Source organism: Cupriavidus sp. FW305-3-2-15-C-LB2, from assembly GCF_058787575.1.
The window spans coordinates 296,132-308,157 of sequence record NZ_JBYSZW010000001.1; the positions used below are offsets into that span (position 1 = coordinate 296,132).

Sequence of the window (12,026 nt, forward strand, 5' to 3'; positions counted from 1 at the left end):
CGCCCCCCCCCCGCAACTGCAGGATCCCGCACAGCCGCTGCTGGCGTGGGGCTTCGATCCCATCCACTTCGGCCGTGCGCGCATGACCGAGCGGCACCTGGACCAGGTCTCGGCCACGCGCCGGATCGTGGTCATGCACGCCAGCATGCACCTGATGAACGTCAACAGCGCCATGCTGCAGGCGGCCGGCATCGACGCCGAGACCCCCGTGGACGGCATCGCCAAAGACAGCGACGGTCTGCCGACCGGCGAGCTGCAGGAGTTCGCCGCCATGTTCCTGGTGTTCAAGACCATCGGCAATGTGTTCTTCGATGCCGGGCAGACGGAAGCGGGCATCCGCAACTTCGGCCGCGTGGCGCAGCAGGCCGGTGTTACCACCGCGACCGACCTGGTCAACAGCCTGGATGCGGATGCCGTCGCCAACCTGAGCCGGGTGACTGCCGATCCGGACTTCCCCGTGCGCATGGTGCCCGCGTACGCGCCGATGCGGGACCTGCAGGGCGGTGGCGCGCAGCGCGTGGCCCAAGCCATGGAAAGCAACACCGACAAGCTGCATTTCGGCCTGGTCAAGCTGGTGATCGACGGCTCCATCCAGGGTTTCACCGCGCGGCTGCGCTGGCCCGGCTACTACAACGGCACCGCCAACGGCCTGTGGATCGTGCCGCCGGCGCAGGTCGAGGAACTGCTCGCGGTCTATCATCGCGCCGGCTTGACCGTGCATATCCATACCAACGGCGATGAAGCGACCGAGCTCGCCCTGGACGCGGTCGAGGGTGTGCTGCGCAAGCATCCGCGCTGGGACCATCGTCACACGCTGCAGCACTGCCAGCTTGCCGATGCCGCCCAGTTCCGGCGCATGGCGGCGCTCGGTATGTGCGCCAACCTGTTCGCCAATCATCTGTTCTACTGGGGCGATGCCCACTACGCCATGACGGTGGGACCGGATCGCGCCAACCGCATGAACGCCGCCCATACCGCGCTGCGCAGCGGCGTGCCGTTCTCCCTGCATTCGGATGCGCCCATCACGCCGATCGGGCCGCTGTTCACCGCGTGGTGCGCAGTCAACCGCCAGACCGCGAGCGGCCGCATCCTTGGGGAGGGCGAGCGCATTTCTGTGCAGGACGCGCTGCATGCCATGACGCTGGGTGCCGCCCATACGCTGCGCATGGACCATCTGATGGGCAGCATCGAGGTGGGCAAGCACGCGGACTTCGCCGTGCTGGGAGACGACCCGCTGGCGGTGCCGCCCGCGGCGCTGCGCGATGTGCCGGTCTGGGGCACGGTGCTGGGCGGCAGGGTCTTCGCGGCACCTGGAAACGCCTGATGCGGCGCCCGGACATACCCCTGACCGTGCTCGGCGGCTTCCTCGGCGCCGGCAAGACCAGCTTGCTCAATCACCTGCTGCGCACGCAGCAACGCGAGCGCGTGCTGGTGATGGTGAACGATTTCGGCGCCATCAATATCGATGCCGAACTGATCGCGAAGGCAGCGCCAGGCATGCCCGAGGGTATCGTCAGCCTGACCAACGGCTGCGTGTGCTGCTCGGTCGGCGGCGACCTGATGCAGGCCTTCCTGACCGTGCTCAAGCTGCCCGAGCCGCCCGAGCGCATCGTGGTCGAAGCCAGCGGTGTGGGCGATCCCGCCCGCATCGCCCAACTCGGCCGCATGGGCGGCGGCTTCCGCAGCGAAGGCGTGGTGACCGTGGCGGACGCCGAAGCCGTGCGCCGCCTGACCGCCGACCGCTATGTCGGCGATACGGTCCGTGCCCAGTTGCACGCGGCCGACCTTGTGCTGCTGAACAAGGCCGACCTGGTCGATGCGGGCGAGCTTGACGCGCTGCGCGGCTGGCTGGCCGCCGAGGTGCCGGATGCGCGGGTGCTGGCATGCCAGCACGGCCGAGTCGATGCTCGCCTGATCTTGGGGCCGGAGCTGGGGCCGGACTTGGGGCAGGACTTGGGGACACCGGGCGCGTCGGTGCAGGCGGGCAATAGCGGGGACGGTGCAGCGAGGACCGATCCGGACCATGCTGCCGCATTTTCCGGCAGCAGCTTTGCCTCATCCATCCGCTTCCGCCGCGCCGCGCTGGAGGGCGCGCTCAATGCCTTGCCGCCGCACGTGCTGCGCGGCAAGGGCATTGTGTTCTTGGAGGACGAGGACGCTCCGCGGGTACTGCAGATCTGCGGCAAGCGCTGGACGCTGGAACGGCCGGGACCACCGGAGGCGACGGCACGCTCGCGCATCGTCTTCATTGCCGCGCGGCAGGGGGCGGGGATGCCGTTCGATCCTTGGCGGCATTTCAGCCCGGCGCTGGCGGGGTAGGACGGGCCTGCCGTTGTTCGCATAGTTGTGCCACCAATTGGGGCCGATTGTTTCCTCTTCACGCCCGCTTGCAGGAAAGTGGGCGGCGCAGAGGGCCGATCAATCCGGTGGCATCTCCTTAACGCGCTGCAACATGAAGTCGAGAAAGGCCTGAGCCGGAGCGCGCAGCGCCAGTGCGCCGTTCCAAACCATGACAACCGGCTCTACCTGGCTCTCCAGCTTGAAAGGAACCACCCGGGCCACATTTGCGGCCGCCAGCGCGTTGTCGCCACGAATCGACGCTTTTACCGACACAGAATCCCCATCTCATTGCGCAGCCTGGCCAGCCGGTCACGGCCTACCACGAATCCATTGCCAGCCAGCTCCCGCTGCAGGCGCCGGGTACCATATGTCTGACGCGTGCGCTTGTGGGCTGCGCGGATTGCCAGACGTAGCCGCTCGTGCTCCGGACTGAGCCCGTGAGGTCTGTGCGTCCAGTCATAGTAGCCGCTGCGCGAGACCTCCAGTACCCGGCACATCATCTTCACCGGATACACATCTCGCCATTGCCTCACGAACGCGTACCGGGCAATGATTCCCTGGCGAAGTACGCTGAGGCTTTTTTTACAATATCGCGCTCCAGCTTTGCTTCGGCAAGCTTCTTGCGAAGCCTCGCATTCTCCGCAGCCAACTCTGCCACTGTCACGCCTACTGGTGCCGGTGCGGCTCCAGGCGTCTTGGCTCTCAATACCCAATTCGTCAACGTGCCCTTCGGAATCCCCAGGCGCTGGGCGGCCGACTGCAGCGTCAGTCCCTGTTCCAGCACCAGTCGTACAGCCTCTGCCTGAAACTCTTCCGTGTATGTCTGTCTTGCCTTGCTCATCTGTGCACACTCCTGATCCGCGATCTTAATCTAAGGACCAAGCGTGTCCGTCTCGATCAGGCTACCTCAAGGCGCTGCGCAGCTAAACACGACTCGACATGCAAATGGCCGCTGAATTCCTACCCTGCCATGCAATTGAGCGACCCAATTCCGGCGGCGCGCCAGCATGGCGCCGTGCGGCAGCCCGCTTTGGCGGCTCATTGCACCGCTCCTGGCGGTACCGCACCCAGTATTCGTGCAATTCGGGTCAGATTGCTGGGATCATCATCAGCTTGAAGTGTTGGTCCACGCGTTCGAGGCCACGATATACGGTTTGTCGAAGCCGTCCGACCGTCTTGCCCCAGCCAAAGTGCTCGTCGATACGTTTGCGGATAACCTGGCTTACTCGGTATCCCTCGTGTCGCGAGGTACGGCCATCGATGGCGCTGCCGCCAACTCGCGCGTCGTTGCGTGCCACATGGGGCGTCACCCCGCGAGCCCGGCAGTCTTTAACAAAGTCGTGCGTGTCGTACGCCTTGTCCGCACCGACCGTCTTGGCATGATTGCCAGGCATGCAGTCGAGCAAGCGCAAGGCACTGGCACATTCGGCAAAGCCATCGGCGTGGCTCACAACCGCGCCGAACACCAGGCCAAAACGGTTCTCCATCAGAACGTGCCCCTGATAGCTGAGGATGGCAAATCGAGCACCGACCCGGATGCGCGGCTGTACAAGAAGTGTGCCCAGAGCCCGAGAGTCGCATTGCTGCGCCGCTGCCCCTTCTAGTCGGCCTCGGCATTGCGCCCGCCGCCTGGGGGCGAGGTGTCATCCGTGTCGTCTTTGGGGCGAAAGCTCTTGTGGCTGGCCCATGCCTGAATCAGCGTGCCGTCGACCGAGAAATGGTCCTTGGACAGAAGGTTATGCCGGTCGGCCACGCTCATCACCTTCGTGAAGAAGCTCTCGATTACCTTGTGTTCAAGCAACCGATCACGGTTCTTCGAAAAGACCGAGTGGTTCCACACGTCGTCTACCATTGCCAGGCCAACGAACCAACGAAACAGCATGTTGTAGCGCATCTGCTCCATCAACATGCGCTCGCTGCGCACCGAGTAGAACACTTGCAACAGCAGTGCGCGCAGCAACTTCTCCGGCGCAATCGAGGCATGTCCGCTATCGGCATAGATGGTGCTAAACAGCCCGTTGAGTTCCTTCAGCGCGTCATTAACCAGCAGCCGGATTGCCCGCAATGGATGATCGGCGGGGACGAAGTCTTCCAACTTGATCGTTGTGAACAACGTCTCTTGCATCTCATCCATTCCACGCATCGCATTCGCCGCCTGAGTTCATGAACACGGTATCCATAACGTCTGGCGTCAAATCCCCGTTTACTCGGGGGCCAAATTCAACAGCCTGCTAGGGAAATCCGAGGAAGTGGCAGCGCTGGTCGCCTACTTGTGTTCTCGCGAGGCTGCTTTCGTGACTGGGGCCAACCTAGCCATCAACGGTGGCCAGCACCTGCAGTAACTGCGCCCTGTCCACGAAGACCTGACCGGCCTTGCCGCCGGTCGTTCGCCGCTAGATTACGAGCCGGGCTTGTCGGTGCCGCACTGTCCCATCGTTGCTTTGGGGGACTTTCGAGCTGGTTGTAGCCTAGGGTGTTCAAAACAACGGTAGCGCGAACGATCCGATTGTGTGCGCGTTGCCCGATGAACTCGATGAGTTCTTTCGCCTGAATTCGGCCTGGTTCGGCGTTGGCAACAGGCAGGCATCGCCCGTGCTTTGCCTCGTTGGCCCACGTCCCGGCACTCATCTTTTGGCTGCCGGCTCCAGCCCAAGGTGCGTCATTAAAAAATTACTCAACGCAAACAGCGTAGGCAGTTGTCGCTTGTTCTTCAGCAAGCCACGGTAACGCACCCGAGGTAGGAGAACCGGCACGTAATCAGGTGCGGAACAAATGCTCGACCTCGGTCGCGGATACGGGCAATGACGTGCTCAAGTCCATCGCGCCGCCTCCCCAACGGCGTCGCCTTGCCCAAGGCATGCTTTTGGACCAATTGGTAGTCGGCATCACCGAACCCGTCATGCTCCTTGCCATGGAGGAATGCATAACGATACGAAAAGGACGTGGCGCGGCGGCTGGGCAGGCTTCTTGAGCTCGACCGCACGCCGCAATGGTCCAAACGCAGCCCGGTTTCATTCGACGCGAAGGGTGGCTTTCATGGTCGGATGAAATGTGCAGATATAGGGAAATACGCCGGCCTTCCTGGCCACGTATTTCCACGACTTCCCAGTTGTGATGGTCTTCGAGTCGAATCCGCCAGCTTGCGCCGTCACCGTGTGTGGAAAGAAGTCCCGGTTGATCCACACAACGGTGTCGCCCGCCCGTATGGTGAGGGCTTCCGGTTCGTATCGGGTACCCTCAATCACCACGGTGTGCACGACTGGCCTAGCCCTCGCCGTCACGATCGGCTGCACCAATAGCACTCCTGCCGTGACCCACAGCGCCGCTGCCCGATATCGCGTGGCCAGTACCCCCATACGCATCATCATTTCTGCTTGCCGAGCGAGACCTGGATTCCCTTGGCATGCTCCAGGTGCGCCACGAAGGCAGGCCGAACCTTTACCAGCAGCGCTTTCAACTCTTCGTTCTTGGCATTTGGTATCAACGTCTTATCCATGGCATCGATCACGGTCTGATGATAGGTGACCTCGTGGTCGATGTAGGCGCTGTCGAACTCGGCTCCCTTGAGGCCTTTGAGTTTCTGCAAGTTCTGGTCGCCGCCCGTCTTGAGACCCGTGCTGGTCGCGCTGTCTTCGGGCTTGACCTTGAGCTTTTTCACGAGTGCGGTTGCAGACTTATTGACGCCGGTATGATCGGTAATCATCTGCTGTGCGAATGCCTTTACGTCTTTGCTGGATGCCCGTGATTTGGCGAGCTTTCCGGCGTCGATGTCAACTTGATTCGCCGTGACGACAATGGCAGCGATTTGCGCGTCGTTTGGTGCGGCCTCCTCGGCCACTGCTGCGCCGGTTGAGAGAAACATAGCGCTGGCAAGAAAGATGTTTGTGATTTTCATGGCTTCGTGTCCTCATTGGTTTGCAATACGTTCGATCAGTATAGAAGTCACCTCGATTGTTTGAACCGAAATTTGCATTCGTTGCGTGAGCATCCTTGCAGGGACAAAACTCACGCATCAAATCCGCGAATGACACGAGCATGCCGCGGATAGGTTGGGGATCGGAACTCGCTCTGTCATGGTCACGGATTGTGCGTTCACACACGATCTTGGCTTAAGCGGCGCTATAAGGATTTCAGGTACTCGGCCAGGTCGGCGATCTCCTGGCTGGTCAGGCCAAGCGCCTGCTTCGTGTTGTAGGTCTGCACTACATCCGTCAGCGTCGCCGCCGAGCCGTCGTGGAAGTAGGGCGGGTGCTGCCATGCTCCGCTCAGCGGCGAGGTCCGATACTGCTTGGTCGCCGAGCGGGATGCGTAGCTTGGCGATTCGGGTTCGGCCATCGAATCGGCGGGCGGATGTAGTTGCGAATTGGCGTCAGTGAAGGTCGTTCCGCTATGACAAGTGACGCATTTCCCGGCGCCTTCGAAAACGAGCTTTCCCCGCTGCGCCGCCATCTCGTTGAAACTGCCGGCCGGCGCCGGCGGGGCCTTCAGGGATAGCTGGTAGGCCTGCAGGGCGGGGAGCTTGCTGGTGACAAGATCCTCCGTGCCATGCGTGATGGCCAGGTTCAGCCGCGGTTCGGAAACGGAGCCGAGGCCGCCCATCTCGGCCACGGCGACGTACCGGTTCCAGTAGGCGATGTCTTCGCCGTCGCCGGTAACGGTAATGCGATGAATGCCGGCCAGACCGTAGGCGGGCGGGATCACAACCGGCTTGCTGAGCCCGTCGATATTGTGCCGGGGATCAAACTTGCCGGCGCCCCACGCATTGAGGACCTTCTTCATGACGGCATCCACGGCCGGCGACAACGCAATGATTGCGCCCGGGTTGAGATCGCGATTGGCCCATCCATCCAGGCGCTTGCCAATGCCGGGCGCGAACGAGTTGTCGACCGTCGAATGGCATAGCGCGCAGGTGATCCCGACCCGGACCAGCTTGTCCACGCCGCTAATGGTTTCGACGGTGCCTTTGACGCCGACGACCGCGTTCAGTTTCAGCAGAGCCACGGTGGTGGCCGGGCTCTTCAGGTCGACGGTGCCATTCCTGATGCCGTCCACGACCGCCGCGGGCAAGGCTTCGGCATCCACTTTCAGACCGACCGACAGGGCGGTCACGGGGTCGACTGCCGAGGCGATGACCTCGTGCATCTTCAGTGTGTCGGTCCAATGTGCTTCATCGCCAAATGTGTCGAACCGGAATATCTGCTTGCCCTGTTCGACCAGCGCTGCCTGCTTCGCCGTGGCATCCTCGTTGACTGCCACAGTCTCGCCCGACGAGCCGCCGCAAGCGGCGGCAGCCGCCACGGCGGCACCTGTCGTCATGGTGGTCAGCAAACGCCAACAGGTGAGCATCGAACGCAGCTGTCGCCTCGCCGATGGCTGGGTCGCGGGCGGATGTACGTGCGGAACCTGTTTCACGTTCAATCTCCTTCGTGGTGGACACCGCCGCTGCGATTGAGCCGCGGCGCAGCAGCGCAGGGTGATAGTCGATGGTGTCAATGAATGATGGGCGGAACGCCGCGCGGACTCCCCGGCGCGCGAGCACGATCGAGGCGCGTTCCGACGGCGGATCGATTGGCCTCATGGTCGTTCTGATGAGGGGGCGCTCGGACATGACATCCACCCGTTCTACTGGTCTTTGACTTTAGACGCACCAAGTCGCCGAATAGTGACAGACCACCCGATACCCATGAGCTGCAAGATCTCCACCCGACGTTTGGCAAATGGCGCAGCACGGAGCCCTGCCTATGAACTCGCCGGACAGATCACCTATGATGAAGGCGGACATAAAAAAGATGTGGCCCTGCTTCGAGAGAAGGCTCAAGCCGGCGGCGTAGCAAAAAGATGGCGCCACCACCACTCGGCGGCAGGGCCGGAGGAGGATGCTGGCGAGCCAGAAGATGAACCGGATGCGGTCGTCGGTCGTTTCCCGTTCCGACGCCGCAAGCTCCATCGCAGGTTTCCGAATGCATGAGTGAAGGCGCGCTTTCTCCCAGGGTCTGAAGGCATGCGTCTGGAATTGCGGCCACCGCCAGTGGATGCATGGCCACGCCCCTGACAATCCTAATGCCGAAGATCGGCTCAGCGTTTCGTCGCCAACGGGCAGTTATCGTCAGGACGGCATGGCCGCGAGCAAACGCGTGAAATCTGTAGCTGAATTCGACGCGGACCAACTGGCGTCAATTGCTTGCCCCGTAGTCCAATTGCCTGTCACCTTTGTGGGACGTCACGCGTCTAATTGCCAGAAGTCGGAAAAATGGAGCGGTATCCAGAATGCCTAATACAATGAGTGCCCAGCAGCCACCACCGACCATTGACGCTCGCCCGGATGCCGACCTTGTGACGGGCGCCAGAACCGGGGATGCAAGTGCATTCGAGATCATCATGCGCCGCAACAACCGTCTGTTGTTCCGTGCGGCGCGGGGTGTGGTGCCTGATGATGCCGAGGCTCAGGACGTGGTACAGGAGACCTATCTGCGCGCCTTTATCAGCCTGGATTCGTTCCGCGGCGACGCTGCCTTGAGTACCTGGCTGGTGCGCATCGCAATCAATGTCGCGATGAGCGCGCAACGCAAGAGAGGGCGGCTCATCCAGATGGAAGACAGTGAGGAACAGGGGGCCGAACCCTCGCAGGAGAATTTGATGTCATTGCGCACCGCGGACAGCGAATCGCCCGATGCCATGGCCGAACGGGGCCAGATGCGCGAGATCTTGCAAGGGGCGATCGAGCGGTTGCCGGCCATCTACCGCAGCGTTTTCATTCTGCGCGCGGTCGAAGACATGAGCGTCGAAGAAACGGCATTCTGCCTTGACGTCAGCAATGACGTTGTCAAGACGCGCTTCCTGCGGGCGCGCACGATGCTGCGCGCCATCCTGACTGAGCAGGCAACGCCATACTTGCATGCGACCTTCGCGTTTGCCGGATCGCGCTGCGACGCTGTGGTCAACCATGTGCTGAGCGAACTCAACCGGCGCGGCCTGATCAGGCCGCACTGATGCCAATACCGCGGGCAAGCCCGGGTATCTACCCTGCGCAAACAAACAAAGGACGAATATGAACGCCCCAGAGAGAACCGATTTTCTTCCGGACGTGCAGGCGACTGAGGATCAGCGAAAGCTGGCCATCGACGCCGTTGGCGTCAAGGGGGTGCGGTATCCAGTTACCTTGCGTGCGGGCAAGAGACTGTTGCCGACCATCGCAACATTGTCGATGGCCGTGGGGCTGCCGGCCACCGCCCGGGGGTACGCATATGTCCCGCTTCATCGAGGTGCTGGAGGCTGAGAAAGAAGCGCTCGATCAGGCGGGGTTCAAGGCATTCCTGTTCGCCATGCTGCAGAGATCGGAGGCACCTAGCGGGGAACTTGAGATGCGGTTTCCATACTTCGTCAGAAAATCCGCTCCGGTCTCGGGCGTGCAGAGCCTGCTCGACTATGAAGTGTGTTGGCTAGGTACCGTGGCGGAAGACAGGCAGTATGGATTCTGGATGTACGTTACGGTCCCAGCTACCAGCCTGTGCCCATGCTCGAAAGAGATCGCCGCATACGGCGCACATAATCAGCGCTCGCACATCTGCATCGGGGCCAGGCTCGCGGAAGAGATGGCCGTCGAGGAGCTGATTGCCATCGCCGAACGCAACGCCTCCTGCGAAGTGTATGGCCTGCTGAAGCGCGCAGACGAGAAATACGTCACTGAGCAGGCATACGACAACCCGAGGTTTGTCGAAGACCTGGTGCGCGATGTCGCGCTTGCGCTGGGTAGCGATGCGCGCGTGTTGGCCTTCGAGGTCGAGGCGGAGAACTTTGAATCGATTCACAATCACTCGGCTTTCGTACGCATCACGCATCCGGGTCACGTGAGGCTGAGCAGGCGGTCGGGGAAGGCGCAAGTTTCCGGACCAGGCAAGCCATTCTCGAGGGCATATGATGAATTCCTATGAAGCAAGGCTGAAAGGGTGCGAAGAAGTCGCGGCTGGCACCTTCGCCTTCCATTTTGAAAAGCCGTCCGGTTTCCATTTCAAGCCCGGCCAGGCGATCGACCTGGTCCTCCCCGATCCTGCGCCGCCCTCGGGGCGGTACCTCGCGCGACACACGTTCTCCCTTGTTAGTGCACCGTTCCAGGATGAACTGGTCATTGCGACGCGAATGCGCGACAGCCCGTTCAAGCGGGCACTCAAGTCCTTGTCAGCCGGTGCCATCGTTAGGCTGGAAGGGCCGTTCGGGTCCCTGACCCTGCACGGCGATCGCGCACGGCCCGCGGTCCTGGTTGCGGGGGGCATTGGTGTCACGCCCTTTGTCAGCATGCTGCGGCAGGCTGCGCGGGAGCAGTTGTCGCAGCGCATTCTGCTGCTTTACGCCAATCGCCGCCCGGAAGATGCTGCATTCCTCGTCGAGCTCAGGCAGCTTGAGCAGAGATACAAGTACTTCCACCTGATTGCGACAATGACGCAGGCAACAAAGTCCGCGCTTCCGTGGGACGGCAGAGCTGGCCAGATTGACGAAGATATGCTCAGAAGGGCCTGCAGCGAACTTGACGCACCGATCTACTATGTGGCTGGGCCACCGGGCATGGTGGAAGCGATGCGGGACGTCCTGATTGATCTTGGCGTCAATGAGGATGCGATCCGCAGTGAAGAATTTTTCGGCTACTAGCGAATCACAATCGAATCGAAAAGGCAGGCCGCAGCAGTGCCGAAAGGCCTGCGATCTCGCTTGCCAGCGGAGAAGGCCGGTCCGGTTATCTTGCAGCGATTTCCGCGCACGTTGATGACACTGACATACGCCCGAATATTGCCGAGATTGCCCCAGAGATCTAGCCAGGGAGCGTCTGGTGTGCAGTAACCGTCCGATGAAGGCCGTGTAGACGCGTAAGGTGAATGTATCCAGAGTAGTCACCATCAGAACTTGGTGGGGACTACTTTGGAGTCTGTGGCAAAACGGGGCGGTCGCCTGCACGGGAGCCGCAATCACCCGATTGAACTCAAACGTAGGCTGGCAGAAGCTGCGTGCGTGCCAGGCGTTTCTGTTTCAAAGCTAGCGCTGGAACACGGCCTGAACGTGAACATGGTCTTTCGCTGGCGTCGCTTGTATCGAGCAGGCCATTTCGGCGCCCCTGAGGTTCCCAACGACTCATTGCTGTTGCCCGTTGTGGTTGTGGCACCCGCAGCCGCAGAATCGGTCGACGTGCCGCCCTTGGGAAACCCATGCGACCAGCCGGAAGCATTGCCTACCGGGGTCATCCGGTTGCAACTAGCCAAGGGACAAGTAAGCATTGAAGGCCGGGTCGATCCGGAAGTCCTGCGCACGGTGGTGCAATGCCTGAGCCAATGATGGGGCCGCCGGCGAACACCCGAATCTGGGTTGCCGCAGGTTTTACGGACATGCGATGCGGCTTTGACGGCCTGGCGGCCAAGGTGCAGACGGTACTTCAGAAGGACCCCTTCTCGGGCCACGTGTTCATCTTCAGAGGCAAACGTGGCGATCTGCTCAAGTGCCTGTATTGGCGCGATGGCGGACTGTGCCTGTTTGCCAAACGGCTGGAACGGGGGCGCTTCGCATGGCCGCGCGCCGAAGGTGGGGTAGTAGCTTTGACGAGCGCGCAACTTGGCCTACTGCTGGAGGGATTCGATTGGCGGCAGCCCATCGATGCCGCCCGTCCTTGCAGTGCTTTGTAAACGTCTGTGACAACGCACGTG

At 61.6% G+C, this 12,026-nt stretch carries 13 protein-coding genes and 3 pseudogenes; 9 read left to right on the top strand and 7 right to left on the bottom strand.

Features of this window, described 5'->3' with window-relative positions; all coding sequences use genetic code 11:
- Together AC3WRR_RS01535 and AC3WRR_RS01540 are read left to right on the top strand one after the other, a co-directional pair.
- Positions 1 to 1,324: amidohydrolase (locus AC3WRR_RS01535; protein WP_492295889.1), on the top strand; the 1,324-nt coding region annotated here is incomplete at its 5' end.
- A complete protein-coding gene (locus tag AC3WRR_RS01540; RefSeq protein WP_492295891.1) occupies positions 1,324 to 2,319 on the top strand; it encodes a CobW family GTP-binding protein in 996 nt (331 codons plus the stop codon). The genes AC3WRR_RS01535 and AC3WRR_RS01540, both read left to right, overlap by 1 nt.
- Before the next feature lie 99 nt (positions 2,320 to 2,418).
- On the opposite strand, the gene AC3WRR_RS01545 is transcribed toward AC3WRR_RS01540, so the two are convergent.
- The 4 genes and pseudogenes from AC3WRR_RS01545 to AC3WRR_RS01560 form a co-directional block, all read right to left on the bottom strand.
- Entirely contained in the window at positions 2,419 to 2,613 is a 195-nt protein-coding gene (locus tag AC3WRR_RS01545) for a hypothetical protein (protein WP_492295893.1), read from the bottom strand.
- Entirely contained in the window at positions 2,604 to 2,840 is a 237-nt protein-coding gene (locus AC3WRR_RS01550) for an IS3 family transposase (RefSeq protein ID WP_492296043.1), read from the bottom strand. Before AC3WRR_RS01550 ends, AC3WRR_RS01545 begins: the two co-directional genes overlap by 10 nt.
- Positions 2,841 to 2,869: 29 nt before the next feature.
- A complete protein-coding gene (locus AC3WRR_RS01555) occupies positions 2,870 to 3,181 on the bottom strand; it encodes a transposase (RefSeq protein WP_492295895.1) in 312 nt (103 codons plus the stop codon).
- A 197-nt stretch (positions 3,182 to 3,378) separates the two neighbouring features.
- A pseudogene (locus AC3WRR_RS01560) lies at positions 3,379 to 4,483 on the bottom strand (IS5 family transposase).
- Between the two features lie 88 nt (positions 4,484 to 4,571).
- Here AC3WRR_RS01560 and AC3WRR_RS01565 point away from each other — a divergent pair.
- A pseudogene (locus tag AC3WRR_RS01565) lies at positions 4,572 to 4,682 on the top strand (SDR family oxidoreductase); the annotation flags it as partial.
- Positions 4,683 to 5,351: 669 nt separating this feature from the next.
- On the opposite strand, the gene AC3WRR_RS01570 reads toward AC3WRR_RS01565, so the two are convergent.
- From AC3WRR_RS01570 to AC3WRR_RS01580, 3 genes are all read right to left on the bottom strand, one after another.
- Positions 5,352 to 5,708 carry a cupredoxin domain-containing protein gene (locus tag AC3WRR_RS01570; RefSeq protein WP_492295897.1) on the bottom strand — a complete coding sequence of 119 codons (357 nt, stop codon included), beginning with the start codon at positions 5,706 to 5,708 and terminating at the stop codon, positions 5,352 to 5,354.
- Complete coding sequence (locus AC3WRR_RS01575; RefSeq protein ID WP_492295898.1) at positions 5,705 to 6,235, bottom strand: DUF4142 domain-containing protein; 531 nt, start codon at positions 6,233 to 6,235, stop codon at positions 5,705 to 5,707. The genes AC3WRR_RS01570 and AC3WRR_RS01575 overlap by 4 nt, the downstream gene beginning before the upstream one ends.
- Before the next feature lie 224 nt (positions 6,236 to 6,459).
- Complete coding sequence (locus AC3WRR_RS01580; RefSeq protein ID WP_492295899.1) at positions 6,460 to 7,752, bottom strand: c-type cytochrome; 1,293 nt, start codon at positions 7,750 to 7,752, stop codon at positions 6,460 to 6,462.
- Between the two features lie 271 nt (positions 7,753 to 8,023).
- Between AC3WRR_RS01580 and AC3WRR_RS01585 the strand changes: the two genes are divergently transcribed.
- The 6 genes and pseudogenes from AC3WRR_RS01585 (at position 8,024) to tnpB (ending at position 12,005) form a co-directional block, all read left to right on the top strand.
- Positions 8,024 to 8,308 (top strand): hypothetical protein, encoded by a 285-nt coding sequence (locus AC3WRR_RS01585; protein WP_492295901.1) that lies wholly within the window; start codon positions 8,024 to 8,026, stop codon positions 8,306 to 8,308.
- Positions 8,309 to 8,619: 311 nt separating this feature from the next.
- On the top strand, positions 8,620 to 9,330 hold the full coding sequence (locus AC3WRR_RS01590; RefSeq protein WP_492295903.1) for an RNA polymerase sigma factor: 711 nt from the start codon (positions 8,620 to 8,622) through the stop codon (positions 9,328 to 9,330).
- 58 nt (positions 9,331 to 9,388) lie between these two features.
- A pseudogene (gene folE2 / locus AC3WRR_RS01595) lies at positions 9,389 to 10,172 on the top strand (GTP cyclohydrolase FolE2); the annotation flags it as partial.
- A gap of 85 nt (positions 10,173 to 10,257) precedes the next feature.
- The gene (locus tag AC3WRR_RS01600; RefSeq protein WP_492296044.1) at positions 10,258 to 10,983 is read left to right on the top strand and encodes a ferredoxin--NADP reductase; all 726 of its coding nucleotides are present in this window, start codon (positions 10,258 to 10,260) and stop codon (positions 10,981 to 10,983) included.
- Between the two features lie 357 nt (positions 10,984 to 11,340).
- Positions 11,341 to 11,661, top strand: a complete 321-nt coding sequence (locus AC3WRR_RS01605; protein WP_492295904.1) for a transposase — start codon at positions 11,341 to 11,343, stop codon at positions 11,659 to 11,661.
- Positions 11,646 to 12,005, top strand: a complete 360-nt coding sequence (tnpB, locus tag AC3WRR_RS01610) for an IS66 family insertion sequence element accessory protein TnpB (RefSeq protein ID WP_492295906.1) — start codon at positions 11,646 to 11,648, stop codon at positions 12,003 to 12,005. The genes AC3WRR_RS01605 and tnpB overlap by 16 nt, the downstream gene beginning before the upstream one ends.
- Positions 12,006 to 12,026: the final 21 nt, after the last annotated feature.

What these genes read in the sequence shown, in the direction of transcription:
- AC3WRR_RS01585 (WP_492295901.1), top strand. Translation starts at nt 8,024, where the DNA reads ATGAGCTGCAAGATCTCCACCCGACGTTTGGCAAATGGCGCAGCACGG.
- AC3WRR_RS01540 (WP_492295891.1), top strand. Translation starts at nt 1,324, where the DNA reads ATGCGGCGCCCGGACATACCCCTGACCGTGCTCGGCGGCTTCCTCGGC.
- AC3WRR_RS01570 (WP_492295897.1), bottom strand. Translation starts at nt 5,708, where the DNA reads ATGATGATGCGTATGGGGGTACTGGCCACGCGATATCGGGCAGCGGCG.
- AC3WRR_RS01575 (WP_492295898.1), bottom strand. Translation starts at nt 6,235, where the DNA reads ATGAAAATCACAAACATCTTTCTTGCCAGCGCTATGTTTCTCTCAACC.
- AC3WRR_RS01600 (WP_492296044.1), top strand. Translation starts at nt 10,258, where the DNA reads ATGAATTCCTATGAAGCAAGGCTGAAAGGGTGCGAAGAAGTCGCGGCT.
- AC3WRR_RS01555 (WP_492295895.1), bottom strand. Translation starts at nt 3,181, where the DNA reads ATGAGCAAGGCAAGACAGACATACACGGAAGAGTTTCAGGCAGAGGCT.
- AC3WRR_RS01590 (WP_492295903.1), top strand. Translation starts at nt 8,620, where the DNA reads ATGAGTGCCCAGCAGCCACCACCGACCATTGACGCTCGCCCGGATGCC.
- AC3WRR_RS01550 (WP_492296043.1), bottom strand. Translation starts at nt 2,840, where the DNA reads ATGATGTGCCGGGTACTGGAGGTCTCGCGCAGCGGCTACTATGACTGG.
- tnpB (WP_492295906.1), top strand. Translation starts at nt 11,646, where the DNA reads ATGCCTGAGCCAATGATGGGGCCGCCGGCGAACACCCGAATCTGGGTT.